Source organism: Rhodococcus sp. BH4 (assembly GCF_002079265.1).
GTDB classification, from domain to species: Bacteria; Actinomycetota; Actinomycetes; order Mycobacteriales; family Mycobacteriaceae; genus Rhodococcus_F; species Rhodococcus_F qingshengii.
Genome location: NZ_CP014941.1, coordinates 3,549,431 through 3,574,224 on the forward strand (window position 1 = coordinate 3,549,431; position 24,794 = coordinate 3,574,224).

The following is a 24,794-nucleotide window of genomic DNA, read 5'->3' on the forward strand; positions in this document are numbered from 1 at the left end:
CACCAGTCGATGTCACGTACGTATCGCTCATGTTTCGCGTGCCCGATATGTACTAAAAGTGTGAATGCGTCTCGTCACCTCGGTAATGTCCCACTCCGAGAAGACACATCCCCCGAGGGGAGCAGGCGCATGGACATCACCACCATTACCGACGTGATACGCCGACCACCGGATCGCCCAGGGGACGTGTGGCGTCCCGGCGACGCCTGGCTCGCGGGAGGAACGTGGCTGTTCTCAGCAGAACAACCCGACACGCGTCGACTGGTCGACCTCACCGCGCTCGGTTGGACACCACTGGAGGTCGGCCCGACTCATTTCGGTGTCGGAGCTACGTGCACCGTTGCCGAACTGTATGCGTTTGTCCCGCCGGACAATTGGCGTGCGAGTCCACTTATTCGCGTCAGCTGCGAGTACTTCCTCTCGTCTTTCAAGGTGTGGAATTCGGCCACCGTAGGCGGCAACATCTGTATGTCGCTTCCGGCCGGACCGATGATCACCCTGGCAGTTGCACTCGAGGCTTCGTTCACACTATGGGCTACCGACGGAACAGTGAGGACCGTCGACGCGTGCGACTTCGTGACCGGTGACCACCAGAATGTCCTGGAGCCGGGCGAAGTCCTTCGGAGCATCGAGTTCCCGGTGCACGCACTCACCAAACGGCACGCCCACCGCCGCTTCAGTCTCACGCACCTCGGCCGTTCGACGATCTTCATGATCGCGACGCAGACTCCTGGCGCCGACGACTTTCACCTCACCATCACCGCCGGCACCACCCATCCGATCCGGCTGACGTTCGACACCATGCCGGACGAGCACTCTCTGCGACGAGCCGTCGACTCCATTTCGGCCGACATTTGGTTCGACGATCCCAACGGAACCCCAGACCACCGCCTCCACCTCGCCCGCCACTACGCCGACGAGCTCCGAAACGAACTCACGGGGAGCCAGTCATGAGCTACACGGTGAACGACCGGCAGTTCCACGAGGAGCCGTTCCCGGGACAGTGTCTCCGGACGTTTCTTCGGCACCTCGGACACCACGGGGTGAAGAAGGGGTGCGACGGCGGGGACTGCGGGGCGTGCACAGTGTGGCTCGACGGAACACCGATACACAGCTGCATCACGCCCGCCTTTCGCGCCGACGGTCGCGCGGTAACCACGATCGAGGGACTCGGCACGCCCGAAGATCTCCATCCGATTCAGCAGCAGTTCCGGGATGCACCCGGCTTTCAGTGTGGGTTCTGCACCGCCGGGATGATCATGACCTCGGCGGCGCTCACCGACGCGCAGAAAGAAGACTTGCCGCGAGCGCTCAAGGGAAACCTGTGCCGCTGCACCGGTTACCGATCCATCGAAGACGCGGTCAACGGTGTCGGTGCTGTCGAAGTTGCCCTCCCGGGACAGGCCGTCGGAACCAGCGTCGGGGCGCCGGCGGCCACCGACGTGGTGACCGGCCGAGCCGAATACACTATGGACACCGCGATCGACGGCATGCTGCACCTGAAAGTGCTGCACTCGCCGCACGCACATGCCCGCATCACCTCCATCGACACCACCGAGGCGCTCGCCGTCCCCGGTGTCCATCGCGTCTACACCTGGAAAGACGTGCCGCGCAAGCTCTTCACCACGGCAATACATACCGACCACCTTGTCGATCCGGACGACACCTACATTCTCGACAACGTCGTGCGGTTCGTGGGTCAGCGTGTAGTGGCCGTCCTCGCCGACTCCGTCGTCGCTGCGGAAGAAGGCCGTCGGAAGGTGAAGGTCGATTACGAGATCCTGCCTTCCGTGTTCGATCCGGAAGAGGCCATGGCCGACGGCGCTCCAGCCCTGCACGGATCCGACGATCCCTTTGTTCGAGATCCCGAGCACAACATCCTGCTCGAACTTCACGGTCATGTGGGCGACGTCGAGGCAGGGTTCGCCGAGGCCGACGTCATCCACGAAGGCACCTACTTCTCGCCGCGGGTTCAGCACGCGCACCTCGAGACGCACGGTTCGATCTCCTGGATGGAAGACGGACGCCTTCACGTTCGCACAAGTTCGCAGTCCCCCTCCATCGCCAAGGTCAAACTCGCCCATCTCTTCGACCTCCGCCCGGATCAGCTACGCGTGTTCTGCAAACGCGTGGGCGGCGGGTTCGGAGGAAAACAGGAAGTGATCAGCGAGGATCTGGTGGCGCTCGCCACCCTCGACACCGGTCGTCCCGTCTGCCTCGAGTTCACCCGAGAAGAAGAGTTCACCACCGCGTCGCCGCGTCATCCGATGAAGCTCACGATCAAGCTCGGTGCCAAGTCGGACGGAACCCTCACAGCCTTTCAGTATCGCAACGTATCGAACACCGGTGCGTACGGAAACCACGGTGGAGAGACACTCTTTGCCGGCGGCGCGGCAGTATCGCTCTACCGCTGCGCCAACAAGAAGTTCGATGCGTATTCCGTGTACACCAATAACGTCCCGAGCGGCGCTCTGCGTGGGTACGGGATGACGCAACCGGCCTTTGCCGTGGAATCGGCCATGACCGAATTGGCCGTCGCGCTGAACATGGATCCGCTCGAACTGCGTCGACGCAATATCGTCCGACCGGGCGATTCGCTGATCGCACTCGAAGACGGCCCAGACGACGTGATCTTCACCGAAGACGGACTGGGGCAATGCATCGATCTGATCGACACCGCGTTGAAGCGGCAACAGGTTCCCTCGCTCGGAGACGATTGGCTGATCGGCACCGGTACCGCCAGTTCACTACATGAGACCGCGCCACCCACCGAGCACATTTCCGAGGCTTGGCTCACCCTCGGCGAAGACTGTGTATACGAACTTGCCATCGGCACAGTCGAATTCGGTGAGGGAACTTCTACGGCCCACGTGCAGATCGCCGCAAATCAGCTGGGCACAACTCCGTCGCGTGTACGAATCATTCAGTCGGACACCGACCGAACCGGTTTCGACACAGGCGCTTTCGCCAGCGCCGGCCTGTTTGTCGCTGGGAACGCGGTACTTCGCGCGTCGAATGCGCTCCGCGATCGCCTACTTGCCTTCGCCGCGCACCACACCGGCGTGTCGATTGACCAGTGCTCGATGGACGACGACAAGATCGTCTGCGGTAGTACTCGATTAACACTGCAAGAGATACTCGAGGCCGCGCGCCCGCGCGGGATCCGATTCACCGAGGCGCGGAAGGCATACGGATCTCCGCGCAGCGTGGTGTCCAACACACATGGCTTCCGGATTGCCGTCCATCGCATCACCGGCGAGATCCGCATTCTCTACAGCGTCCAAGCCACCGACGCTGGGGTGATCATCAATCCGGCGCAGGTGCGGGGACAGATCGAAGGTGGCGTCGCCCAGGGCATCGGCTTCGCACTCACCGAGAACTTCCACGTAGACGCAAACGGCGCGATGATGAACCCGAATCTACGTAACTACCGGATCCCGACATATGCAGATATCCCACGCACGGAGGTGATCCTCGTCGAGTCATCAGACTCCGTCGGTCCTCTCCGCTCCAAGGGCATGGCGGAGTGCTGCATCAATCCGGTTGCCCCTGCATTGGCGAACGCACTGCAGGATGCAACCGGGTCACGATTCCGGTCGCTACCGCTCACCCCGGAACGCATCTACACAGGCCTGAACCGATGACCGCGCACACGTCGGCGGACAGCGCCGCGACGGTCATCATCGGCCAGCGAGTGCGTGCCGGACTGGAGAAAGAATTCGAGGTATGGCAGAAAGATCTCAACCGGGCGGCCGCAGATTATGCAGGCTTCCTCGGGGCAGAAATCGCGGCTCCGACGCCCACCCAACCTGATTGGGTGATCGTGTACCGATTCGACTCCATCGCTCATGTTCAAGCGTGGATCAACAGCGCGACGAGGCAGGACTACCTCGACAGCGGTCGTCAGTTCTTCGACGGCCCGGCCACGCAGCAGGTAGTGAGCGGCGGGATCAGGCCTCCGGACCCACTGCTGACCGTCGTAGTGACGCACCGAGTCGGTGACGACAGCATCGACGAGTTCCTTGCCTGGCAGGATCGCCTTCGGGAGGTGGAGAGTGCTTTCGACGGATTCCGCGGCACCGAACTGTTTCGCCCCGTCGACGGTGTGCAGGATGAATGGACCCTGCTGTATCGCTTCGACAATGCTGCCCACCTCGATACGTGGCTGACTTCCCCTGAGCGACAACAACTCCTCGCCGAGGGCCGCAAGTTTCACGACTTCGAACTGCGAACCGTGGACAATTCGTTCGGCAGTTGGTTTGCCTTCGACGAGAACGGAAACGAGGCCCCTCCACCTTCGGAGACAAAAACCTCGATCGCGGTCTGGGTCGGTCTCTACCCGACTGTCGTCTTGCTTACTTTGGCGCTGTCACCGCTGAAGCTGCCACTCTGGCTCGGATTGTTGATCGGCAATCTGCTGTCGAGCTTCATCATGAGTTTCTTCACGATGCCGTACTACGTGAATCGACTCCTGCGCCGTTGGCTGCGTCCGCCTCCGGGGATTCCTGTCGCAAAAACCAACGCACAAGGGGTGGCAATCGTCGCCGCTGTGACCTTGTTCTGGGTTATCGTCTTCTACCTCGTGACTACTCAGTTCTGGTCGCTGCCCTGAACTCTCCGGAACACGAAAAGCCAGCGCATGTAACGGGGCATGATTCTTCCCCGGTGCATACGCTGGCATTTTCAGTTATGGCCGTTCACGCGGCCGTTGGTGGGCTGTTCCCGCCGATCGGCTGCTGGAACGGATCGATCGACATCGGTGGATAGAACACCGATTTCCGATCCGGACCGATCTCCACCCGCCACTCCGTGTGATGCAGCGTCCGATGATGATGACCACACAACAAGACCAGATTATCGAGATCCGTTGGGCCACCATCGTTCCAGTGAACAATATGATGAGCATCGCACCACCCCGACGGAGTCCCGCACCCCGGAAACGCACACCCACCATCACGAACCGCCAACGCCCGCCGCTGCGGAACCGTCGCCGTTCTCGCTTCCTTACCGCACTCGAGCGGAACACCATTCTCATCCAACAAAATCCGCGTCACGGTGCAGTCGCACGCCAACATCCGCGCGGTATCGATACTGATCGGACCGACCCAATCCGTCCACGCGAAACCCAACTCCTCAGTGGACGGCAAGAGGTCTTTCAACGCCTTGAGGTCCGTCATGTCTTTTGCGCTGGCGGTGACCGTGATGTGCGGTTTCACCCCGCCCTCGACCGGACCCAACCCCGCCCGCTCGTACCGGCGCAACAACTCGCAAAACCCGTCCGCCCGCCGCAGCGCCGGAGTACGCGTGTCCTTGACGCCGTCCTTCTCCGGCGTCGGCGCAGACAGGCTCGACAACAACGTGATCAGACGGGCCCCGTTCACCGCATCCAGATCACCCTTCACCGACACCCGCCCGTACAAACCCTTCGACGCGTAGAACTCGTTACGCTCCGAATCCTCACCCACCGGAACGCCGTCCTCACGCTTGCCGTACTGCTTCTCGATCCGCCGAATCGCTGCCCGCACCGCATCACAATCGGCGATGTTCTTCGACGCCAACCCCAACAGAATCCCGCGAGCCTTGTCCACATCCGCCGGCGTCATGTTCTTCGGCGGATGCTGACAAAACGACGCCACCTGCCGCGCCTTCAACGCATCCACGTCACCGCGATGAAACGCATCCGCCACCACGGGTTCGAGCATCAACAACCGCGCCAACCCGACCAGCAGACTGCACTCACCGATCTCCAGATTCGTCGACCCGTGCAACCACTGCGCGATCGCCCGAAAACCCTTCCCGACCACAGTCTCCCGGGAAAACATCTCCACGATCAGCAACACCAACCGCGACTGCAACTCGTGCCGGACACGCACCAGATCCAGAACCTCACCCTTGAGGCCCTCATCATCCAGCTGCCACGCTTCCCGACTGTCCATACCGAAAGTTTAATCGAACACACTTTCGATAACCAGAGACAAAACGGACAACTTCGAGAACAGGAAGGCTCGAGACCCGTTGACATGAAACTACTTTCAGTAAATCTCAAAACCGGATCATCGGCCACCGAGCGGCAAAACTCCCCCGCCGACGGGATAGGGCGGCAGCGTTCCCACAAGCGTCGGTGTCAATGTGGTCGCAGACGGATCGGAACGACCGAGAGTGAATTTCCGAACTTCGGCACCACTTCCGTCGCTGCCGCTGACGAGGAGATCCGCGCCGGTAGTCGTGCTCGTCGTGGCTACTCCGACACCCGTCCCTGGACCGGCGAACGGATCGAAGGATGCAACTTCCCGAAACACCACGTCCGTCGAATGATGATCTGGGCTCTCCAGGTACATCTCGGGCGCACCGTCGAGCCTCGATCCACTCGAGAAGACGCGGACGGATCCTTCGCCTCCGAGCATGCCTGCCACTATCGACTTTGCTCCGCCCTCGGCGCCGGCCACCCAACCCGTCGACAGAGACACCCCGTCGCGGTAGTCCTGATCGAATGCCAAGAACTGTGATGTCGTTGCCGGACCAGCCGTATGACCTGCGTGTTCATCGGAGCCGCCCTGCGCAGCCGCCGTCGGTTCGTACAGGTCGTAGCGGAACGTCTTGATCAACGGCTCCTCGCCCGCACCGGGTGCGGTCACGATGCTCGCTCGACCGGAGTGACTGTCAACCATTCCGGTTGCGAACGTGACTCCGCTACTCGATCCCGGGTACGGCGAGAACGAACCGAATTCTGTGGGTGCGGACCTCTTGTCCGCCGGAAGGTCGGTGGAGTAGATCTTGACCTGCGACTCCATCCCTGGGCCTGATGCAACGATGATGTTGTCTGCCAGTGCATTTCCGTCGATGTCGACACCGCCGACGTTCACTCCACCGCGGAAACCCACATCGAAGGGGGCGAATCTTGCCAACTCGTCGGTGAACGGCACGCCGCCGACTGCGTTGTACGCCACCACTTCCGGAGCCGAGCCTGCACCTGTTCCAGCGACCAGATCAAGCACCATGTCTCCGTTCACGTCCGCCATCGCAACACTCGGGGTGCCTTCGAACGACGGGAAGGGCGTCACAGCAGTGATCAGTTTGTCGCCGTTGGCATCGAATATCTGCACCTTGGCGGGCACGCCGGCCGAACCAGGTATCGCGACGGCATATGTCGATACCTCGGGAATCACGTTGACAGTCGCCATCAAACCGTTGTCCTCGTGATTGAGTCGGTGGCAGTGAATCACAAAGGTTCCGGTGTACTCGGTGAACTTCGTTCGCAACGTCACTGACGCAGGCTCGAGAGCATTCTCATTCTCGTCAGTCACCGGAGCGGGCACGTTCACGTTGTCGATTCCCCAGGGCTGAACGCCCGTCGTGGTACCTGCGACGGGATCCACAACTTCCGTTACCTGGAAGTCGTTGACGTGAATATGCATCGGGTGTTCGTCGTTGTTGAGGTTCGTGATCTTCCATTCCTCAACGGAATTCAGTCGCGGTTGAATCAGCGGAATGTTGGGGAACGTGTTGTCGGCGAATTCGTAGGTGAAGGCCTTCGGATCGCTGTTGCTGGCCTTCTCGTTTCCGAACCCACCGGACACTGTGAGATTGCGGGTCACGTCGGGCGTCATCGCTGCGGTATCCACGAACGAGGTGTAGGTATCGAGCTTCTGTCCGAACTCGAAGGGAGTCGTCTTTCCTTCACCCTCGTCTGGCGTCACACGGATCAACTGCTGAGTCGGGAACGTGAAGAATCCGTCCGCGTAACTGATCACCGACGGGTCGACGGTGACGGTTCCGAGTTCGGCGGGCGGATTGTCGGTACCGTTGTTGGTGTAGAGAATGCCTGGATTGCTCACCGGCTTTGCACCTTCGAGCGGTGGCATCTCCAGCACCAGATCGCCGGACTCCGGCATCGTCACTGCGATTGCGTATCGCGAGGCCGGCGGAATCACCAGCCTGGTTCCGTCCCCGTCCACGGGTGGCCTGACCTCGTCGAACGGGTTTCCGTCCTGCCCTACGATGGCGAACTTCGGATGGGCGCCGGTTGCGGTTTCCGTCAACGTGACCGGCATGTAGGCAAAGTCGCTGATGTTGGCAAGCACCCAGATCTCGGTCTGCCCCGGCTTCAGTTTCAGCGACGGCTGGAACTGACCGTTCACGGTGTACTGCACATCGCGTTGGTTGTCCGGCAGTGAAGGATCGGCCGGTACAGTCGTCGATTCACCCACGAAGCTCTGCAGATTGCCTGGAACGAATTGATTCTGTCCACGATGATTGGCCGGGGACAACGGTCCGGTGTACCAGTTGGTGAAATACTGCGCGCCCTCGGTGGTGTCCGAGAAATTCACCGGAGCAAGGCTCGGACGGTACGTCCCGTCGGCTAGTTCCGTACCGGCGGGTGGCGTCAACGTACTGACGAATTGGGGCCAGTTCGCGTCGTTGAGCTGTCGGCCCTTTCCTTTGCGGTCGAATACGAAGTTGTACTGCAGTGCCATATCGCGAATCGGAACGTCGTTTGCCGTCACGACAGGCAGATTGCCGTCCGGCCGGCCGATTTCCAGTAGCCCGGCCAGGCCCATGTACGTCTGCTGCGCAGTGAGGGTGTGCCGGTGACTGTGATACCAGTACAGACCGTTCGGCATCGTCGCCGGAATCGCGTAGTCGTACACGTTTCCCTGGCCGGCTGGAATGTTGAGCAACACGTTGTCCGCATTGCCGTCCGGACTCACGTGCACTCCGTGCGTGTGCAGATTCAGCGGAGCCGACGTCAGCGCCGGCGGATAGATCGGCACGCCCCCGCCCGCCGGTGTGAATGCCGGATCGTAGAAGTCCTGGATCGTGAGATCCTGCAAATCGTTGTCGTAATGAATGATCAATCGCTCTCCGGGATTGACGCGGAGAGTCGGCGCCGGATAGACGTCACTCGCCGAGGTCGATCCGTCCGACGCCGTACCGCGGATGACCTCGTACCCGAAGAGCAGAAAATTCGACACGGGCGCCGAAGCGGTATCGAGCGGAATCACTCCCTGATGAGCGGACAAGCGCACCTCGAGAACACCATCTCGGCTACTCAGTTTCACCGGCTCCCGATAGTCGACGGCGGTTCCGCCAGAGCCGTAATTGCCGCCCACCTCGGGCGCCGATTCACCGGAGGTACACGCGGCCAACGCCATCGTCATGGACACCACAACTGCTGCGGCTAACGACTTTCGTCGCAGTGCGATCACTGGTTTCCCCGTTCCATGGTGGCGTGAGGTACGTCCGATCAGCGCTCACCAGCCTATCGAGAAAACATCGGCTGAACAGGATATTCACGACAAATCGCCCACCTAAGGCCTGCGTGAGTGCTGCACCTTGCAAGCAGTCTCAGCAAACCGATCAGAAATCGAGAAGCACAGCCACGGGACCCGCAATTACGTTGAAACACATGAACACACCACAGAAGTCCACTTCCGACCACACGTCGCCAATCCACACATCAGCAGGGAGCGCCCAGATGACCACCGCGAAATCCGTGATACTCGACGTTCCCGACCTCGCGGCAGCCGAAGCCTTCTACAACGCTCTCGGCGTCGGAGATCGAATCCAGCTACGCGAATCGAACGAACCGACAACAGGGTTTCGTGGGTACACCCTTTCGCTCGTCGTCTCCCAACCGAACATCGTCGACGCCTTCGTCGGCGCAGCACTCGCAGCCGGTGCCACCGCCTTGAAGCCTGTGAAGAAATCCCTCTGGGGATACGGCGGAGTCGTCCAGGCTCCAGACGGTTCGATCTGGAAGATCGCCACGTCGTCGAAGAAGAACGACGGGCCGGCCACCCGCACGATCGACAGCCTCGTGCTGCTGCTCGGCGCCGAAGACGTCAAGGCCAGCAAGCAGTTCTACCTCGACCGCGGACTCGAGGTGTCCAAGAGCTTCGGTCGCAAGTACGTCGAATTCACCAGTGCAGCAAACAATGTGACACTCGCACTGTATGGTCGCCGCGCTTTGGCAAAGGATGCCGGGGTTGCTCCGGAAGGCACCGGATCACACCGTCTGACCGTTGCCGGCACGTCTGAAACCTTCACAGACCCAGACGGTTTCGCCTGGGAAGCCGCCTGCGCTTGACATCAAGCACAGATCACCGGGAAGGCGGCCGGTATCAGACTTCGGAGTTGGCCGCGTCATGCGCCGGGTACGCATGCACCAAGGCAGTAGCGAGTTTGGGCACCGCGTGAGTGAGCGAATGCTCGGCGCTGTGTGCAATCGCATGAGCTTCGGCAAGTGTTGCCCGGGGATCGATGTCGAGTTCTGCATCGGCATGCAGTCGGTGTCCGATCCACCGCATCTTCAGATCACGAACACCGAGGACTCCAGGTTCGTGCATCAATGCATGCTCTGCGTCGTCCACCAACTCAGGTTCGACGCCGTCCATCAACCTCCGGAAGACGTCTCGCGCTGCAGTCCTGAGCACCGCCACGATGGCAACGGTGATGACAAGGCCGATGATCGGATCTGCCAACGGGAAACCCAGCGCAACTCCCCCCGCCCCCAGAAGGACTGCGAGCGAAGTGAATCCGTCGGTCCGAGCATGCAATCCATCGGCCACCAGGGCCGCTGAACCGATTTGCCTGCCGACCCTGATCCGATACAACGCCACCAATTCGTTTCCGATGAAACCGATCAAACCTGCCGCCGCTACCCAACCGAGGTGCTCGATCTCGACCGGGTTGATCAATCGCCTCACCGCCTCGACACCGGCGATCACTGCCGACAGTGCGATCATGGCGAGCACGAACAGTCCGGCCAAATCCTCCGCACGCCCGAAACCATAGGTATAGCGCCTGGTCGCAGCGCGCCGACCGAGCGCGAAGGCAATCCAGAGTGGGACTGCCGTGAGCGCGTCGGAGAAGTTGTGAATGGTGTCCGCCAGCAGCGCCACCGAACCCGAGATCGCCACGATCGCGACCTGAGCAACTGCGGTGACTCCGAGCGCAACAAGACTGATCTTGACCGCCCGGATGCCGATTGCGCTCGATTCCAATGCGTCGTCGACACTGTCGGCAGCGTCGTGACTGTGCGGCGAGAACACTTCGCGGACTGCCGATCGAAATCCCTTCGGCCCGTGGCCATGGGTGTGGCCGTGGCCGTGGGACGTCTTGGGTTCGTGCGTCACGACGCACCTTCTTCTTGATCGGTCCGATCGACGTTCGCCGAGCGCTCCGGGTGTATCTCCCGAAGCTCACCTTCACTACGGTGATGCCCCGGCAATCCGGGTCCGGCATGCTCCGCATTGAAGACCGCGTCCGTAACCAGTTGGCGCACATGGTCGTTCTCCAGGCGATAGAACACCGTCGTACCATCGCGGCGGGTTCGTACCAACCTTGCCATGCGCAATTTCGCCAGGTGCTGCGACACCGAGGGCGCCGGCTTGCCGACGCGTTCCGCCAGTTCGTTCACCGAGCACTCGCGGTCGACCAATGCCCACAAGACCTGCACACGGGTTGCGTCGGCCAGCATGCGGAACACCTCGACGACGAGGTCGACTTGATCATCGGGAAGCTTGCGGCGACAAACACCACTATCTGCGTTCATACGTAGATAGTAGATCATGCTGGACGCCGAAGATGACCTCTCGTCGATTCACCAGTTGTGCAAAGCTTGGCGGCAGAGCCCTTCGCCACTCGCAGACCGGGAGACAACGATGAGTACCGACGATTGGAACGCAGGAATCATTGCGGAATTTCGGGAGAACGAGGGCAAGGTAGGTGGCCCCTTCGAAGGTGCGCCCATGGTGTTGGTCCACCACACAGGACGCAAATCCGGACGCGATTTCGTGAGTCCCATGATGTATCTGGCAGACGAGCAGGATCCGAAGACCATCTACGTTTTTGCATCCAAGGCCGGTGCCCCGACCAATCCCGACTGGTACTACAACCTCGTTGCCACCGACCAGGCAGAGGTCGAGATCGGCACCGAAACATACCCGGTCTCCGTCAGCGAAGTAACCGGCGAGAAGCGTGACCGCATCTACGACGAGCAGGCCAGTCGATACCCGGGATTTGCCGAATACGCGGAGAAGACCGCTGGGATCCGCACAATCCCGGTGGTAGCCCTGACTCGCGCGTAAATCCTGGTAGCACCTCCCAGTCGTTTCCATTCAGAAACGGCTGGGATCGTTTGTACGGAATCAGGTCGCTGAAGAGGCTTTGACCTCACCCTTCGCATGCCGTCCGAGCAGCACGTATCCGACCCAGGATCCGACAACCACTGTCGCCGCGAGCGCCTGTACAAGGCCTTCGATACTCGCCGGATAGAACACGCCGGTGATGTAGTGCGAGATGAATCCGGTGGACGGCAACTCCGCGATCCCGGCCATCCGGCGGGCCCAGTTCTCGAGATTGGTCAGCGGGCAGTCATATCCGACCGCTATCGAACCGGCTCCCCAGACGACTGCAAGTAGGTGGAAACCGATGGTACGACGCCACTTCCACGCCACGAACCCACCCAGCACCACATAGAGGACAAACCCGAAGTGAACGAACACCGTTACTACTTCGATGAGCCGATACACCATCGTCGTCTCCGCTCGTGGCGCGGAAGTCCCGCAACAACCAGACTAATCCGATGTTAGTCCTCGTAGAGGTGATCTACCCGGTGTATGCAGCGGTCGTGCGAGCAGCGGCGGCTGCAGCCGCATCCGGGTCGTCGCCCGATGCGATCGCAGCTTCGGCCCACAGTTCACTGCTTCCCGCGATGAATGCCTTGGCCTCGTCGCTCGCCGACCACTCGGGCGTCTCGAGTGGCGTCGCGATCCTCAGTTCCACGTGTCGAGCCAGCCCGAGCAGTCCCATGTCCCACCCGACGCCGACGGCACCTGGACCGTACTCGGCCCACCGATCCGGCTCCACGTCCGCGGCATGTTCGAAATCGAACAGAATTGCACGACGGCGCTCCTTGGTTCGGGAAAACTTCAGCTCAGTCGCTGCTGTAGATGTACCGCTACCTCTTCTCCAGCGGCGCTCTTGCCGATCGCCTTGCACAGCGCCACGCGCAGCGGAAGCCAGTGCGGTCCGTCACCGGAGGGCATCAGCGTCGCCTCGAAGGGATGCTCACCATCGAGGGTCCCGACCACCTTCACAGCGCGTCTGGTTCCCAGAATTTCCGCCGAGCCGGGCACGGTCAAGAACGTTGCGAACGCACCGTCTTTCTCGATGGGAGCGGTGAACGAGTAATCGAGCGGTTGTGGAGTCTTGTCAGTGGCCATCTCGCGTCACTGCTCAGCAGCGAGCAGGACGTCGGTGTCGAAACACGTGTGAGTGCCGGTGTGGCACGCGGCGCCCTCCTGATCGACGATCAGCAAGACGGAATCGCCGTCACAGTCGAGGCGCACCTCGTGCACGTACTGGGTGTGCCCGGAGGTCTCTCCCTTGACCCAGTACTGCTGCCGCGAGCGCGAATAGTACGTCCCCTTACGGGTTTCCAGTGTTCGCGCGAGCGCTTCGTCGTCCATCCACGCGACCATCAGCACATCACCGGTCGACTTCTCCTGCGCAACCGCGCTGAACAGTCCGGCGTCGTTTCGCTTCAGCTTCGCCGCGATTGCGGGATCAAGGCTCATATGACGTTTATACCTTCCACCTGTGACTTCCGTGGAATTCCCCTGCACGGCCGCCCTAGAATGGAAGTTCCTTCGCTTCTCGCTCTGGAAGAAGATCCGACATGAACCATCAACGTCATGACGGTCCGCACCCGGAGTACATCTGCCATCTCGCGAACCCGAGTACCGATCGCGTCCCGGCCCGCCACATCGTTGTCGGGATCGGCCCAGGTGCTACCAGCAAGAATGTCATCAGCTACGGATTGACGCTTGCCGCCAAGGAGGATTCAGCCCTCCACGTCGTTCACTGCATCACGTCCGAGGACCTACCTGTCGAAACCGACTCACCAGAATTCGAAACGCGTCTGCACGACGAGATGGTGTCGCAACGCGAGCAGACAACCTCGGCACTTGCCTCGCACGCCGACACCTGGACGTACGACTGCACCTATGGAGACCCGGCCGGTGTCATTCTCGCAACCGCGGACAAATACGACGCATTTACCATCGTGATCGGATCTCCGCGAAAAGGCGCTGCCTCCGCGGTGAGCCGACTGATGCACATCTCGGTCACTTCCCGACTGAACCGGCAGAACCGTTATCCCGTGATATCGGTTCCGACCGGAGTCAGCTCGGCAAGATAGCCGAACGCGGGACAAGCCCGCCTAGATGATCGAATAGTCCTCGAGCGGAAAGCGTTTCGCTTCGACGAACGCATTCCGTGTAGACGTGGGCCGCAGAATCGCAGCCTCGCCGTGCTGATTGAAGTAATAGCTTCGTGCAGTCTGGCAACTACCGCCGTAGAAGACGGAGTCCGCCAGGTTCTCGGTCATCCGGTCGAGAAACTCGGCGTTGGCAGTTTCGGTGACCTCGAATGTTTCCGCGCCGCGCCGTTTCACCTCGCCGAACAGTCGATCCATGTGCTGCATCTGGGATTCGATCGTCGTGAAGTAGGACAACCCGCTGTACGAGTACGGACTGGCGAGCGTGAGGAAATTGGGGAAATACGGAACCGCGACCCCTTCGTAGGCCTGGAAACGGTTGTCGCGCCACCACTTACCGAGGTTTCGTCCCTCTCGACCGATAACCTCGATGGCTGGAAAATTCACATCCCAGAGGTTGAATCCCGTTGCCAGCACCAAGGTGTCGATCTCGGTCTTGCGACCGTCGGCGGTGACGATTCCGTCGGCAGCGATGTGGTCGATCGGCGTCGTTTCGAGATGCACGTTGTCCTTGGTGAACGTACGGAAGTAGCTGTTGGAAAATGTGGGACGCTTGCACCCGAAGTCGTAGTCCGGTGTGAGTTGTTTGCGAAGGCTGGCGTCGCTGACCTGGGACCGCAGAAACGCACGTGATGCGGCCGCCGCACCCTTGTTCAACAGTTTGACCTGCTTGTAGTGCAGGACCGCGCTGACCATGATCATTTCTAGGATCGACGAACTGACAGCGCGCGAAATTCGCTGGGTGAGCGGAATACGCGAGAACAGCTTCTGCACTGCATTCGGAATGGGGACGTCGATCTTGGGAACCACCCAGATCGGGGTGCGTTGGTAGACGGTCAACTCTGCGGCCTGCCGCGCCACCTCGGGGATCAACTGCACAGCGGTGGCGCCGGTTCCGATGATTGCGGTCTTGGTGCCGGACAGATCGTAGGAATCGTCCCAGGCCGTGGTGTGGATGATCTTGCCGGCGAAGTCGTCGATACCGGAGATGTCGGGCCGATGCGGTTGCGAGAGGAAACCCGTCGCAGTCAGGAGGTACTTGGCAGTGATGTCCGGCGCGCCTTCGACGGATACGACCCAGTGCGAGGAATCCTCGTCCCAGCGGGCTCCGTTGACCACGGCACCGAACGTCATGTGCTTCCGCAGATCGTACTTGTCCGCGACGTGATCGGCGTACTTCTTCAGTTCCGCGCCCGGTGCGAAAAGCCTGGACCAGTTCGGATTGGGCTCGAACGAATACGAGTAGGTGACCGACGCGATGTCGACAGCCAGACCGGGATAGCGGTTGACGTGCCAGGTTCCACCCAGATCGTCCTCGCGCTCGAGGATCGCCAGGTTGTTCAGGCCCAGCCGCTTGAGTTGAATGGCCGCACCCATTCCGCCGAAGCCCGCCCCCACCACAACTGCGTCGTACTGCACTGCCATCGGAGAATCCCTCTCGTGAACTGCACATCAGAAAAACTGCACATCAGAAACTGACACGTCATTCCGTTATTGAGAACGGTATCATTCCTGATGTGACGAAGGCCATGACCAGAGCGGAACGAAAAAAGGCGGAATTGCGCCGCGAGATCATCGACGCATCATTCGAGTGCTTCGCCCAGCGCGGCTATCACGCAACCGGAATTGCCGACATCGCAACAACTCTCGGAATCGGCCACGGGACCTTCTACCGGTACTTCGAGAACAAGCGCGACATCATCGATCACGTCATCGACGACCTCGTCGCAAAGATCATCAGCGCACTGGCCACCGAGAATGCTCCCGACGCCGCCAGCACACTGGACGAGTACCGCGCCCAGGTGGGACGGATCGCCGAGGCGCTCCCCCGCATCTTCTTCGACGACCCCCGCATCCCGCGGGTTCTGCTGTTCGAGACGACGGGCGTCGACGCCGATCTGACGGGCCGGATGCTCGATCTACTCGACCAGTCGGCTTCGTTGACCGCGGCGTACCTGCACCACGGAGTCGAATGCGGCTATCTACGCGCCGACCTCGATGTCGACAACACTGCCCACGCCGTCAACGGCATGATGCTGGCAAGTGCGATTCAAGGATTGCGAGCCGGTTCGTCCGTCGACTGCACGGCGTTGAACCAAGCCATCAGCCGCCTCATGTTCGACGGAATCCGCGCCGAGAACGCCTAGCGAACGACGATTCCCTCGGCACGCATCGCATCCTTGACCTCCGGGATGCTCAGATCGCCGAAGTGGAAGACACTTGCTGCGAGAACTGCGTCCGCGCCCGCTCCGACAGCCGGGGCAAAGTGCTCGACCAGGCCGGCACCGCCACTGGCGATCACCGGTACGTGGACTGCCGCCCGGACAGCGCGGATCATCAGAAGGTCGAAGCCCGCTTTGGTGCCGTCGGCATCCATCGAGTTGAGCAGGATCTCCCCCACTCCCAACTCTGCACCACGCTCGGCCCACTCGACAGCGTCGATCCCGGTGCCGCGCTTGCCCCCGTGCGTCGTGACCTCCCACCCCGACGGTGTGTCCGGCTGCCCCTGGGGAACGGTGCGGGCATCGACCGAGAGGACGATGCACTGCGAGCCGAAACGCTCACTCAGTTCCTTCAGCAGATCCGGGCGCGCAATCGCCGCGGTGTTGACGCTGACCTTGTCGGCACCGGCACGCAGCAGACGATCGACATCCGCGACCGTGCGCACTCCACCGCCGACGGTCAGTGGAATGAAAACCTGCTCGGCAGTGCGACTTACGACGTCGAGCATCGTGCCGCGATCCGACGTGGAGGCGGTCACGTCCAGGAAGGTCAGTTCGTCGGCGCCCTGAGCGTCGTACGCTGCCGCGAGTTCCACCGGATCTCCGGCGTCGCGAAGATTCTCGAAATTGACACCCTTGACCACTCGCCCGGCGTCGACGTCGAGGCACGGAATCACACGAACTGCGAGGGTCATGACTGTGGTCCTCCTGAGGACGAAGCGCGCGGATCACCGAGCGCGTTGAGGATATCGAGAATCTCACCGTGGATGCCCGGAGCGGCAGCGAGCACCGACTCCGATTCTACGGTCCACGGGCGGCCGGCCAGGTCGGTGACCACCCCGCCCGCACCGCGAACGAGCGCGACCCCGGCCGCGTTGTCCCACGCGTTGCGGCCGTAGACGATCGCACCGCCCAGGATGCCGGCCGCGGTGAAGGCCAGATCGACTCCGGTTGAACCGTGTATCCGGATCCGCGAGGACACCTTGCTGATCTCGGCGAGGAGGTCGAGACGGAAACTGCCGGGGATCCGCCCTCGACTGTTGACGTTGAGCGCACCCAAGCCGACGATCGACGACGCCAGATCGGTTGGCTCCAGCGGCGGTACGGCGATTCCATTGACCAACAACGGACCGCCGGCGCGAGTCGCGTACGTGTGACCGATCAATGGAAGCCAGGTCAATCCGAGCACCGGAACACCGTCGTCGAGAAGCGCCAACAACGTTCCGGCAGTGGGCAATCCGGCCGAGTAGTTGAAAGTACCGTCAACGGGGTCGAGAACCCAGACGAGCCCGGAACCGACGTCGGGACCGCCGAATTCCTCGCCGTGCACCTCGATGCCGGTCTGCTCGAACAACTCCGCGGTCAACCGCTTCTCGAGCGCAAGATCGACCTCGGTGGCAAAATCACCCCAGCCCTTGCGGACCGCACTCGGGGCGCCGACACCGGAGACGAACTGATCGTGGACGCCGTCGAGAAGCCGACCCGCAATCGCGAGAAGTTCGTCGAGGTCACGCGTCGGAGTCATCTGGAAAATCTATCCGGAAACTGCTGCCAGTGCTTCGGGGAGAGTGAAGCGACCGGCATACAATGCCTTGCCCACGATCGCGCCCTCGACACCCTGATCAACCAGGCTGGAAATGGCGAGTAGATCCTCGATGGTCGACACACCACCGGAGGCGACGACGTGCGCGTCGGTGACCGCGCAGACCTGGCTGAGAAGTTCGAGATTGGGACCGGTCAGGGTGCCGTCCTTGGAGACGTCGGTGACGACGTAACGAGTGCAGCCGTCACGGTCCAGACGCGCGAGGGTCTCCCACAGATCGCCGCCGTCGGTGACCCAGCCGCGACCACGGGTGCGGTACTGACCGTCGACGAGACGAACATCGAGGCCGACAGCGATCTTGTCGCCGTACTTGGCCAATGCACGCGCGCACCACTCGGGATCCTCGATAGCGGCAGTACCGAGATTCACGCGAGCACAGCCGGTGGCCAGTGCGGCTTCCAGGGAAGCGTCGTCGCGGATTCCACCGGACAGTTCCACCTTGACCGTCAGGTCGCCGATGACGCCGGCCAACAGTTCACTGTTGGACCCACGCCCGAAAGCAGCGTCGAGGTCGACAAGATGCACCCATTCGGCACCGTCGTTCTGCCACGCAAGAGCAGCGTCGCGGGGCGACCCGTAACCGGTCTCACTTCCCGCCTCTCCTTGCACGAGGCGAACAGCTTCACCGTTGACGACATCTACAGCAGGCAAAAGGACCAGGCTCACGTGCGGTAACCCTAGTAGGTCAGGACCTCGAACCGTCTTCCGGGTCACCGAACGCTTTTCGGGTCATCCGCTTGGATACGACGCCCATTGCCGCAATCGCAGCGACGACCCCCACGAGACCGATCACGAGGCCGACGCCCGGCGATGGTTTGAGAACAACGATGACGACGGTTGCGACCGCCAGCGCAGCCACAGCGGCGCCGAGCGAGAACAACGCCAGACGGGCGAGGGAGAAATCGTCACCGCGGTTCGGTCCGGATCCCCCGGTCACAAACTCTGCACCCAGTTGCTCAGCAACTCGGCGCCTGCGTCACCGGATTTCTCGGGGTGGAACTGCGTTGCCGACAACGCACCGTTCTCGACGGCAGCGAGGAACTTTCCGCCGTGATCGGCCCATGTCAGCTTCGGGGGTGCAATGTGCTCGGACGGCGCGAGCTCCCAACTCTGCACACCGTAGGAGTGGACGAAGTAGAAGCGGGTATCGGCGTCTATGCCCTTGAACAGGGTGCTGGACTCCGGCGCCTCCACGGTGTTCCAGCCCATGTGCGGCAAAACCTCTGCTTGCAGCCTCTCGACGGTGCCGGGCCATTCGCCACAGCCCTCCGCCTCGACACCGAATTCGACTCCCCGGTCGAACAGAATCTGCATACCGACGCAGATGCCCAGCACCGGTCGGCCACCAGCCAGGCGTCTGCCGATGATTCGGTCACCCTGCACTGCACGCAGACCTTCCATGCAGGCCGCGAACGCGCCGACGCCGGGCACCACGAGACCGTCGGCCGCCAGTGCAACCTTCATGTCGTTGGTCACCTCCACCTGCGCCCCGGTGCGCGCCAGTGCGCGAGTAGCCGAATGCAGGTTGCCGGAGCCGTAATCGAGTACAGCAATCGTGGAAGCGCTCATGCCCCAACTCTATCGGGCAACCCTGCTGCCGATCACTTTGCCGCCCGCGGCCAGTACCGGGAGCAGAGCGACAACGACCGCAGAGACCGCGAAGACCCACGCATAGCCGGCAGTCGTGGCCACGAATCCCAACGCCAGTGCACCGATTCCGGTGCCGGCGTCGTAGCCGATGTTCCAGATCGCGCTGGCGGATCCGAGTTGCCTCGGGCCGGCAGCCTGAAACGCCATGACCAAGGACTCGTTCTGCACCGCCCCGAACCCCAGCCCGAAAAGGACCGCCGCGCAGAACAAGACCGGCGTCGACCCGCCGTCGACGTTGATCGCGAACAGCACCAATCCGATGGTCGACGACGCCAATGCCGGCGCGAGTGTCCGACCACTGCCGAGACGATCGGCGATCAGGCCCGCCGAGTACCGGCCGACCAACATCGACCCACTGGCGGTCGCCAACACCACTCCAGCAACGGCCGCACGCTCCGAGATTGCGATCGGCAGTAGAGACGACAATCCGCCGAACGAGGCGGACACACACGCCAGAGCGAGCACCGGAACCAAGACGGCGAACACACTCAGTCGAACGGATTCCCCGGTCGGCTGGGCGAAGATCTTCGGCAACCCGGCAATGGCCACCAGCGCGAGCGCCGGGATCAGCGCACCGAGGACGAACACCGGTGTCGCCGACCACCGTTCCATGATCGCAAGCCCCAGCGGAAGCCCCGCCATTTGTGACGCTGCGATCGCGATTCCCTGAGCACCGGTGGCACGGCCCAGAATTCGTTTGGGCGCCAACTCCGCCACCAGTGCACTGCCGGCCACCGTCAGCATGCCGAAACCGATGCCACGCACCGCGGAAACCGCCAGGACAGGGCCGGCGTCGGCCGAGATCAACAGCACCAACGACGGTGGGCCGAGGAGCAGACACCCGACCGCCAGCACGCGCCGGTAGCCCTGCGTCCGCAACAACCGAGGCACGAGCAGTTGCGTCAAGACCGTGGCCGCCATGAAGACACCGGTCACCGATCCGGCAAGCGCATCCGATCCGCCGGACTGCGCAACCAGCAACGGCACCACCGGCAACAGCAACGACCAGCCACCGAAAGCTGTTGCCGCCATGATCAGGACACCGATCATGCCCGGAGTGCGAAACAACCCCGGTGATGGAACAGGATCTTGCGTCTCAGACACAGTCACTTTTCGCGTCACAGACGCAGTGCGCCCGCTACCGCCGCCAGAACCGCCAACGCCAGAAGGATTCCCGACGCAAGCTTGTTGACCTTGAACATCGAGTAGGCGCCGCCCACGGCAATTCCCGCACCGATGAACAGCAGATAGGTGAAGAGGACGCTCACAGTGTGCCCTTCGTCGACGGCACGCCGCTCACGCGCGGATCCGGCTCGACCGCCTCACGCAGAGCGCGCGCAACGGCCTTGTACTCGGCTTCGGTGATGTGATGCTGATCGCGGCCGTACAGAACCCGAACGTGCAGTGCGATACGTGCATTCAATGCGATCGACTCGAACACGTGGCGGTTGATCACCGCGTGATACGGAACGCCCGGGTACCCGCCGATGACGGAATGCACCATGTAGTCGGGCTCCCCGGTGTGCACGCAGTACGGGCGACCGGAGACGTCGACCGACGCGTGCGCCAGCGTTTCGTCCATCGGGATGAAAGCGTCGCCGAAACGACGGATGCCCTTCTTGTCGCCGAGTGCCTGGCCGAGCGCCTGGCCGAAGACGATCGCGGTGTCCTCGACGGTGTGGTGAGCGTCGATCTCGACGTCGCCCTTCGCCTTGACGTCGAGATCGAAGCTGGCGTGAGTACCCAACGCGTTGAGCATGTGGTCGAAGAACGGAACGCCGGTGGAGACGTCGACGATGCCGGTCCCGTCCAGATTCAGTTCGACGACGATGCTTGATTCCCGAGTTGTTCGTTCGATCCGCGCGATGCGATCGCTCATGCCGTCTCTCCTGAATTCGTGTCGACCAGCTGGGTGCCTGCGATTTCGTCACTGGCCTTGATGAACGCGTCGTTCTCGGCTTCGAGTCCCACGGTGGCCCGCAGATATCCGGGGATGCCGATGTCGCGGATGAGAACCCCGCGGTCGAGGTATTCCTTCCACGCCTGTGCACTGTCGGTGAACTGACCGAACAAGATGAAGTTCGCGTCACTGGGAATCACTCGGAAACCGGTGTCCGCCAGCGCCTTCGACACGCGATCGCGCTCGGCGGACAAGGCGTGCACACTGCCGAGGGTCTCGTCGGCGTGACGCAGGGCGGCACGTGCCGCCGCCTGCGTGACCACCGAGAGGTGATAAGGCAAGCGCACCAATAACAGTGCGTCGATGAACGCGGGAGCGGCGGCGAGGTAGCCGAGTCGGCCACCGGCAAACGCGAAAGCCTTGCTCATGGTGCGGGTCACAACCAGCTTGGCCGGGAACTCGTCGATCAGCGTCATCGCGCTCGGGGCAGCGGAGAACTCCGCGTACGCCTCGTCCACGATCACGATGCCCGGCGCCACGTCGAGGATGCGTCGCAGTTCTGCAATGCCGACGCTGTGTCCGGTCGGGTTGTTGGGGCTGGTCACGAACACGACGTCGGGTCGACGTTCCGCGATCACGGTGACGGCAGCATCCACGTCGAGTGCGAAGTCGTCCCGACGGAAGACCTCGACCCACTCGGTATCGGTACCGTCGGCGATGATCGGGTGCATCGAGTACGAAGGCACAAAACCCATCGCGCTACGTCCCGGACCTGCGAACGCCTGAAGAAGTTGCTGCAGAATCTCGTTCGATCCGTTTGCCGCCCACAGATTGTCGACGGTGACCGGTACACCTGTCTGCTTCGCCAGGTACGCCGCCAGATCCGTCCGCAACGCCACAGCGTCACGGTCGGGGTAGCGGTGCAGTTCCTTCGCGGCTTCGCGCACGGATTCGGCCACATCGTCGATGAGCGCCTGGGTCGGCGGATGCGGGTTCTCGTTCGTGTTGAGCTGAACCGGAACCGTCAACTGCGGTGCGCCGTACGCCGACTTTCCACGCAGGTTCTCGCGAATCGGCAGGGCGTCGACCGAAATCGACTCTCCAGGAGCACTACTCATCGCAGAGCCTCGAATCGCAGACGCACAGCCTCGCCGTGAGCCGGCAGATCCTCCGCATTGGCCAGCGTGATGACATGTCCGGCAACGTCTTTCAGTGCAGACTCGGAGTAGTCGATCACGTGGATTCCACGAAGGAACGTCTGCACACTCAGACCGGAGGAGTGGCGTGCACACCCGGCCGTCGGCAGAACGTGGTTGGAGCCGGCGCAGTAGTCGCCGAGACTGACCGGCGCCCACGGGCCGACGAACACGGCACCAGCGCTGGTGACCTGAGCTGCCACCCCGGTTGCATCCTCGGTCTGGATCTCGAGGTGCTCTGCCGCATACGCATTGACGACGCGCAGACCAGCGGAAACATCAGAAACGAGCACCGTGCCCGACTGGCTACCGGTCAGTGCCGTGGTGACGCGCTCGCGATGCTTGGTGATCTCGAGCTGCGCAGCCAGAGCCTTGTCGACCGCGTCGGCCAAGTCGACGCTGGTCGTGACAAGAACGCTAGCGGCCATCACGTCGTGCTCGGCCTGACTGATGAGGTCGGCGGCAACGTGGACCGGGTCAGCGGTGTGGTCGGCGAGGATCGCGATCTCGGTGGGACCGGCTTCCGCGTCGATGCCGACCAGTCCGCGGCACAGACGCTTGGCGGCAGTGACATAGATGTTGCCGGGACCGGTGATGAGGTCGACCGGGACAAGCTCGGTTCCATCGGTGTCGGTTCCGCCGTAGGTAAGGAGGGCGACGCCCTGCCCGCCGCCGACGGCCCACACCTCGTCGACGCCGAGCATGGCTGCTGCGGCAAGGATGGTCGGGTGCGGCAATCCGCCGAAGTCGGCTTGGGGCGGCGAGGCGACAACAAGTGATCCGACGCCGGCGGTCTGAGCCGGCACGACGTTCATGACAACGCTGGACGGGTACACGGCATTGCCGCCGGGCACGTACAGCCCGACGCGCTCGACCGGAACCCAACGCTCGGTGACCGTGCCACCCGGAACGACCTCGGTGACGGTGTCCTTGCGACGCTGATCGGCGTGCACCGTGCGGGTGCGCTCGATCGCAACCTCGAGGGCTTCCTTGACTGCGGGGTCGAGTTCACGAAGTGCGCGCTCGAGCTCGGCCGCGGGTACACGAACCGAAGCCGGACGAACGCCGTCGAACTTCTCGCCGAATTCGAGGGCGGCTTCTGCCCCGCGATCACGGACGGCTTCGACCATCGGGCGAACCTGATGCAGTACCGCGTCCACATCCACTCCACCTCGGGGAAGCGCGGCGCGAAGTTCGGCCGTGGATGGGGTACGACCACGCAGGTCGGTGCGGGCAAGCATGAGAGTTCCTCTCGTACGCAAACGGGGTGCCTGTGCAAGCGGCAGCAAACCGGTCCGGCATCACAGGCCCTGAACAGCGCGCCTGAAACACAGAACTGATGTCAATTATCCAGGATAGGCGCACCCCGTTTTTCACCGGTCCACCTGCAACGCTCACTGCAGGTCCGGCGCCCGCCGCCGGGCGAGTTCGATCAGCTCGTCCCTTCGAGGTGTTGCCACCGAGATTTCACGGCCGTCATGCAGACGAAAGCGGACCCCGTCGCCGGGAGATGCGAGAATTACCCGCAAACCTGGGCCGGTCATTCGATAACCGATTCCGGAGCCCATCCCGATATGTACTGCAGTGGCAGACACAACTTCGTCCCACCGAAATACCTGACACAGCCCCGGAGACAGCGCGATCGACACTCGTTCGACGTCTGTGGTGATGATCACGCGCACCTTCCACATGTACGCGGCCAACCCGAAGGACAGGACCGCGGACAACACGGCGCCGACGTAGCCCGCCGAGTCGCGATCCACGATTGCCGCGAACCCGCAGACAATTACCAGGACAATTCCGAGGACGACGCACAATGCGACCGCCGACCGCCGCAGTAGTGGGCTCAGGGGAATGGACTCGTGAAATTCGCGCACAGCACCCCCGCCTCGATCGCCGACAACCCCACCCCGAGGAATGACACCGGGAACACGACCATCCC

General features: G+C 62.1%; 27 protein-coding genes. 7 read left to right on the plus strand and 20 right to left on the minus strand.

The window, feature by feature from the left end; translation table 11 throughout:
- Positions 1-129 precede the first annotated feature (129 nt).
- From A0W34_RS16300 to A0W34_RS16310, 3 genes are read left to right on the plus strand one after another with little or no spacing between them, the layout of a single operon-like run.
- The gene (locus A0W34_RS16300) at positions 130-954 is read left to right on the plus strand and encodes an FAD binding domain-containing protein (protein ID WP_007733027.1); all 825 of its coding nucleotides are present in this window, start codon (positions 130-132) and stop codon (positions 952-954) included.
- A complete protein-coding gene (locus A0W34_RS16305; protein WP_054828039.1) occupies positions 951-3,644 on the plus strand; it encodes a molybdopterin-dependent oxidoreductase in 2,694 nt (897 codons plus the stop codon). The genes A0W34_RS16300 and A0W34_RS16305 overlap by 4 nt, the downstream gene beginning before the upstream one ends.
- The gene (locus A0W34_RS16310; RefSeq protein WP_021333615.1) at positions 3,641-4,612 is read left to right on the plus strand and encodes an antibiotic biosynthesis monooxygenase; all 972 of its coding nucleotides are present in this window, start codon (positions 3,641-3,643) and stop codon (positions 4,610-4,612) included. Before A0W34_RS16305 ends, A0W34_RS16310 begins: the two co-directional genes overlap by 4 nt.
- Before the next feature lie 85 nt (positions 4,613-4,697).
- Here the strand turns inward: A0W34_RS16310 and A0W34_RS16315 are convergent, their stop codons facing one another.
- Together A0W34_RS16315 and A0W34_RS16320 are read right to left on the minus strand one after the other, a co-directional pair.
- A complete protein-coding gene (locus tag A0W34_RS16315; protein ID WP_081557943.1) occupies positions 4,698-5,936 on the minus strand; it encodes an HNH endonuclease signature motif containing protein in 1,239 nt (412 codons plus the stop codon).
- Positions 5,937-6,053: 117 nt separating this feature from the next.
- Positions 6,054-9,206 carry a multicopper oxidase family protein gene (locus A0W34_RS16320; protein WP_081557944.1) on the minus strand — a complete coding sequence of 1,051 codons (3,153 nt, stop codon included), beginning with the start codon at positions 9,204-9,206 and terminating at the stop codon, positions 6,054-6,056.
- A gap of 269 nt (positions 9,207-9,475) precedes the next feature.
- Between A0W34_RS16320 and A0W34_RS16325 the strand changes: the two genes are divergently transcribed.
- The gene (locus tag A0W34_RS16325) at positions 9,476-10,087 is read left to right on the plus strand and encodes a hypothetical protein (RefSeq protein ID WP_007732226.1); all 612 of its coding nucleotides are present in this window, start codon (positions 9,476-9,478) and stop codon (positions 10,085-10,087) included.
- A gap of 34 nt (positions 10,088-10,121) precedes the next feature.
- Here A0W34_RS16325 and A0W34_RS16330 read toward each other — a convergent pair whose 3' ends face one another.
- Both A0W34_RS16330 and A0W34_RS16335 read right to left on the minus strand, forming a co-directional pair.
- Complete coding sequence (locus A0W34_RS16330) at positions 10,122-11,135, minus strand: cation diffusion facilitator family transporter (protein ID WP_007732228.1); 1,014 nt, start codon at positions 11,133-11,135, stop codon at positions 10,122-10,124.
- Positions 11,132-11,554, minus strand: coding sequence for an ArsR/SmtB family transcription factor (locus A0W34_RS16335; protein WP_003942406.1), 423 nt, complete (start codon positions 11,552-11,554; stop codon positions 11,132-11,134). Before A0W34_RS16335 ends, A0W34_RS16330 begins: the two co-directional genes overlap by 4 nt.
- Before the next feature lie 109 nt (positions 11,555-11,663).
- Here A0W34_RS16335 and A0W34_RS16340 point away from each other — a divergent pair, with 109 nt between their 5' ends.
- Positions 11,664-12,089: a nitroreductase/quinone reductase family protein gene (locus tag A0W34_RS16340; RefSeq protein WP_029255500.1), complete on the plus strand. Its 426-nt coding sequence runs from the start codon at positions 11,664-11,666 to the stop codon at positions 12,087-12,089.
- A gap of 60 nt (positions 12,090-12,149) precedes the next feature.
- Here A0W34_RS16340 and A0W34_RS16345 read toward each other — a convergent pair whose 3' ends face one another.
- The 4 genes from A0W34_RS16345 to hisI form a co-directional block, all read right to left on the minus strand.
- Complete coding sequence (locus A0W34_RS16345; RefSeq protein ID WP_003942402.1) at positions 12,150-12,536, minus strand: DUF2784 domain-containing protein; 387 nt, start codon at positions 12,534-12,536, stop codon at positions 12,150-12,152.
- Positions 12,537-12,609: 73 nt separating this feature from the next.
- Positions 12,610-12,870: a hypothetical protein gene (locus A0W34_RS16350; RefSeq protein ID WP_232329864.1), complete on the minus strand. Its 261-nt coding sequence runs from the start codon at positions 12,868-12,870 to the stop codon at positions 12,610-12,612.
- Positions 12,871-12,932: 62 nt separating this feature from the next.
- Complete coding sequence (locus A0W34_RS16355; protein ID WP_054828037.1) at positions 12,933-13,226, minus strand: DUF1905 domain-containing protein; 294 nt, start codon at positions 13,224-13,226, stop codon at positions 12,933-12,935.
- Positions 13,227-13,232: 6 nt separating this feature from the next.
- Entirely contained in the window at positions 13,233-13,580 is a 348-nt protein-coding gene (gene hisI / locus A0W34_RS16360; protein WP_003942390.1) for a phosphoribosyl-AMP cyclohydrolase, read from the minus strand.
- A 101-nt stretch (positions 13,581-13,681) separates the two neighbouring features.
- On the opposite strand from hisI, the gene A0W34_RS16365 reads away from it, so the two are divergent.
- Positions 13,682-14,203: a universal stress protein gene (locus A0W34_RS16365; protein WP_054828036.1), complete on the plus strand. Its 522-nt coding sequence runs from the start codon at positions 13,682-13,684 to the stop codon at positions 14,201-14,203.
- A gap of 21 nt (positions 14,204-14,224) precedes the next feature.
- Here A0W34_RS16365 and A0W34_RS16370 read toward each other — a convergent pair whose 3' ends face one another.
- A complete protein-coding gene (locus A0W34_RS16370; protein WP_081557945.1) occupies positions 14,225-15,706 on the minus strand; it encodes a flavin-containing monooxygenase in 1,482 nt (493 codons plus the stop codon).
- Positions 15,707-15,810: 104 nt separating this feature from the next.
- Here A0W34_RS16370 and A0W34_RS16375 point away from each other — a divergent pair, with 104 nt between their 5' ends.
- On the plus strand, positions 15,811-16,428 hold the full coding sequence (locus A0W34_RS16375; protein WP_030537064.1) for a TetR/AcrR family transcriptional regulator: 618 nt from the start codon (positions 15,811-15,813) through the stop codon (positions 16,426-16,428).
- Here the strand turns inward: A0W34_RS16375 and hisF are convergent.
- From hisF to A0W34_RS16425, 11 genes are all read right to left on the minus strand, one after another.
- Positions 16,425-17,198 carry an imidazole glycerol phosphate synthase subunit HisF gene (gene hisF, locus A0W34_RS16380; RefSeq protein ID WP_081557946.1) on the minus strand — a complete coding sequence of 258 codons (774 nt, stop codon included), beginning with the start codon at positions 17,196-17,198 and terminating at the stop codon, positions 16,425-16,427. The genes A0W34_RS16375 and hisF overlap by 4 nt on opposite strands.
- Entirely contained in the window at positions 17,195-18,028 is an 834-nt protein-coding gene (locus tag A0W34_RS16385) for an inositol monophosphatase family protein (RefSeq protein WP_003942414.1), read from the minus strand. The genes hisF and A0W34_RS16385 overlap by 4 nt, the downstream gene beginning before the upstream one ends.
- Positions 18,029-18,037: 9 nt before the next feature.
- On the minus strand, positions 18,038-18,772 hold the full coding sequence (gene priA / locus A0W34_RS16390; RefSeq protein WP_003942371.1) for a bifunctional 1-(5-phosphoribosyl)-5-((5-phosphoribosylamino)methylideneamino)imidazole-4-carboxamide isomerase/phosphoribosylanthranilate isomerase PriA: 735 nt from the start codon (positions 18,770-18,772) through the stop codon (positions 18,038-18,040).
- 19 nt (positions 18,773-18,791) lie between these two features.
- Positions 18,792-19,043: a hypothetical protein gene (locus A0W34_RS16395; protein WP_042449550.1), complete on the minus strand. Its 252-nt coding sequence runs from the start codon at positions 19,041-19,043 to the stop codon at positions 18,792-18,794.
- Positions 19,040-19,675: an imidazole glycerol phosphate synthase subunit HisH gene (gene hisH, locus A0W34_RS16400; protein WP_003942389.1), complete on the minus strand. Its 636-nt coding sequence runs from the start codon at positions 19,673-19,675 to the stop codon at positions 19,040-19,042. The genes A0W34_RS16395 and hisH overlap by 4 nt, the downstream gene beginning before the upstream one ends.
- Positions 19,676-19,684: 9 nt before the next feature.
- A complete protein-coding gene (locus A0W34_RS16405; RefSeq protein ID WP_081557947.1) occupies positions 19,685-20,806 on the minus strand; it encodes an MFS transporter in 1,122 nt (373 codons plus the stop codon).
- A gap of 68 nt (positions 20,807-20,874) precedes the next feature.
- Positions 20,875-21,024, minus strand: a complete 150-nt coding sequence (locus A0W34_RS33190) for a hypothetical protein (protein ID WP_007732248.1) — start codon at positions 21,022-21,024, stop codon at positions 20,875-20,877.
- On the minus strand, positions 21,021-21,635 hold the full coding sequence (hisB, locus tag A0W34_RS16410; RefSeq protein ID WP_003942383.1) for an imidazoleglycerol-phosphate dehydratase HisB: 615 nt from the start codon (positions 21,633-21,635) through the stop codon (positions 21,021-21,023). Before hisB ends, A0W34_RS33190 begins: the two co-directional genes overlap by 4 nt.
- Positions 21,632-22,774: a histidinol-phosphate transaminase gene (locus A0W34_RS16415; protein WP_042449556.1), complete on the minus strand. Its 1,143-nt coding sequence runs from the start codon at positions 22,772-22,774 to the stop codon at positions 21,632-21,634. The genes hisB and A0W34_RS16415 overlap by 4 nt, the downstream gene beginning before the upstream one ends.
- On the minus strand, positions 22,771-24,093 hold the full coding sequence (hisD, locus tag A0W34_RS16420) for a histidinol dehydrogenase (RefSeq protein ID WP_037130144.1): 1,323 nt from the start codon (positions 24,091-24,093) through the stop codon (positions 22,771-22,773). The genes A0W34_RS16415 and hisD overlap by 4 nt, the downstream gene beginning before the upstream one ends.
- Positions 24,094-24,246: 153 nt before the next feature.
- The gene (locus A0W34_RS16425) at positions 24,247-24,729 is read right to left on the minus strand and encodes a hypothetical protein (protein ID WP_232329865.1); all 483 of its coding nucleotides are present in this window, start codon (positions 24,727-24,729) and stop codon (positions 24,247-24,249) included.
- Positions 24,730-24,794: the final 65 nt, after the last annotated feature.

Excerpts from the sequence above, each read along its gene's own strand:
- A0W34_RS16300 (WP_007733027.1), top strand. The coding sequence starts at position 130 with ATGGACATCACCACCATTACCGACGTGATACGCCGACCACCGGATCGC.
- A0W34_RS16305 (WP_054828039.1), top strand. The coding sequence starts at position 951 with ATGAGCTACACGGTGAACGACCGGCAGTTCCACGAGGAGCCGTTCCCG.
- A0W34_RS16310 (WP_021333615.1), top strand. The coding sequence starts at position 3,641 with ATGACCGCGCACACGTCGGCGGACAGCGCCGCGACGGTCATCATCGGC.
- A0W34_RS16315 (WP_081557943.1), bottom strand. The coding sequence starts at position 5,936 with ATGGACAGTCGGGAAGCGTGGCAGCTGGATGATGAGGGCCTCAAGGGT.
- A0W34_RS16325 (WP_007732226.1), top strand. The coding sequence starts at position 9,476 with ATGACCACCGCGAAATCCGTGATACTCGACGTTCCCGACCTCGCGGCA.
- A0W34_RS16335 (WP_003942406.1), bottom strand. The coding sequence starts at position 11,554 with ATGAACGCAGATAGTGGTGTTTGTCGCCGCAAGCTTCCCGATGATCAA.
- A0W34_RS16340 (WP_029255500.1), top strand. The coding sequence starts at position 11,664 with ATGAGTACCGACGATTGGAACGCAGGAATCATTGCGGAATTTCGGGAG.
- A0W34_RS16345 (WP_003942402.1), bottom strand. The coding sequence starts at position 12,536 with ATGGTGTATCGGCTCATCGAAGTAGTAACGGTGTTCGTTCACTTCGGG.
- A0W34_RS16355 (WP_054828037.1), bottom strand. The coding sequence starts at position 13,226 with ATGGCCACTGACAAGACTCCACAACCGCTCGATTACTCGTTCACCGCT.
- hisI (WP_003942390.1), bottom strand. The coding sequence starts at position 13,580 with ATGAGCCTTGATCCCGCAATCGCGGCGAAGCTGAAGCGAAACGACGCC.
- A0W34_RS16365 (WP_054828036.1), top strand. The coding sequence starts at position 13,682 with ATGAACCATCAACGTCATGACGGTCCGCACCCGGAGTACATCTGCCAT.
- A0W34_RS16370 (WP_081557945.1), bottom strand. The coding sequence starts at position 15,706 with ATGGCAGTGCAGTACGACGCAGTTGTGGTGGGGGCGGGCTTCGGCGGA.
- A0W34_RS16375 (WP_030537064.1), top strand. The coding sequence starts at position 15,811 with ATGACCAGAGCGGAACGAAAAAAGGCGGAATTGCGCCGCGAGATCATC.
- hisF (WP_081557946.1), bottom strand. The coding sequence starts at position 17,198 with ATGACCCTCGCAGTTCGTGTGATTCCGTGCCTCGACGTCGACGCCGGG.
- A0W34_RS16385 (WP_003942414.1), bottom strand. The coding sequence starts at position 18,028 with ATGACTCCGACGCGTGACCTCGACGAACTTCTCGCGATTGCGGGTCGG.
- hisH (WP_003942389.1), bottom strand. The coding sequence starts at position 19,675 with ATGAGCGCTTCCACGATTGCTGTACTCGATTACGGCTCCGGCAACCTG.
- A0W34_RS16405 (WP_081557947.1), bottom strand. The coding sequence starts at position 20,806 with ATGATCGGTGTCCTGATCATGGCGGCAACAGCTTTCGGTGGCTGGTCG.
- hisB (WP_003942383.1), bottom strand. The coding sequence starts at position 21,635 with ATGAGCGATCGCATCGCGCGGATCGAACGAACAACTCGGGAATCAAGC.
- A0W34_RS16415 (WP_042449556.1), bottom strand. The coding sequence starts at position 22,774 with ATGAGTAGTGCTCCTGGAGAGTCGATTTCGGTCGACGCCCTGCCGATT.
- hisD (WP_037130144.1), bottom strand. The coding sequence starts at position 24,093 with ATGCTTGCCCGCACCGACCTGCGTGGTCGTACCCCATCCACGGCCGAA.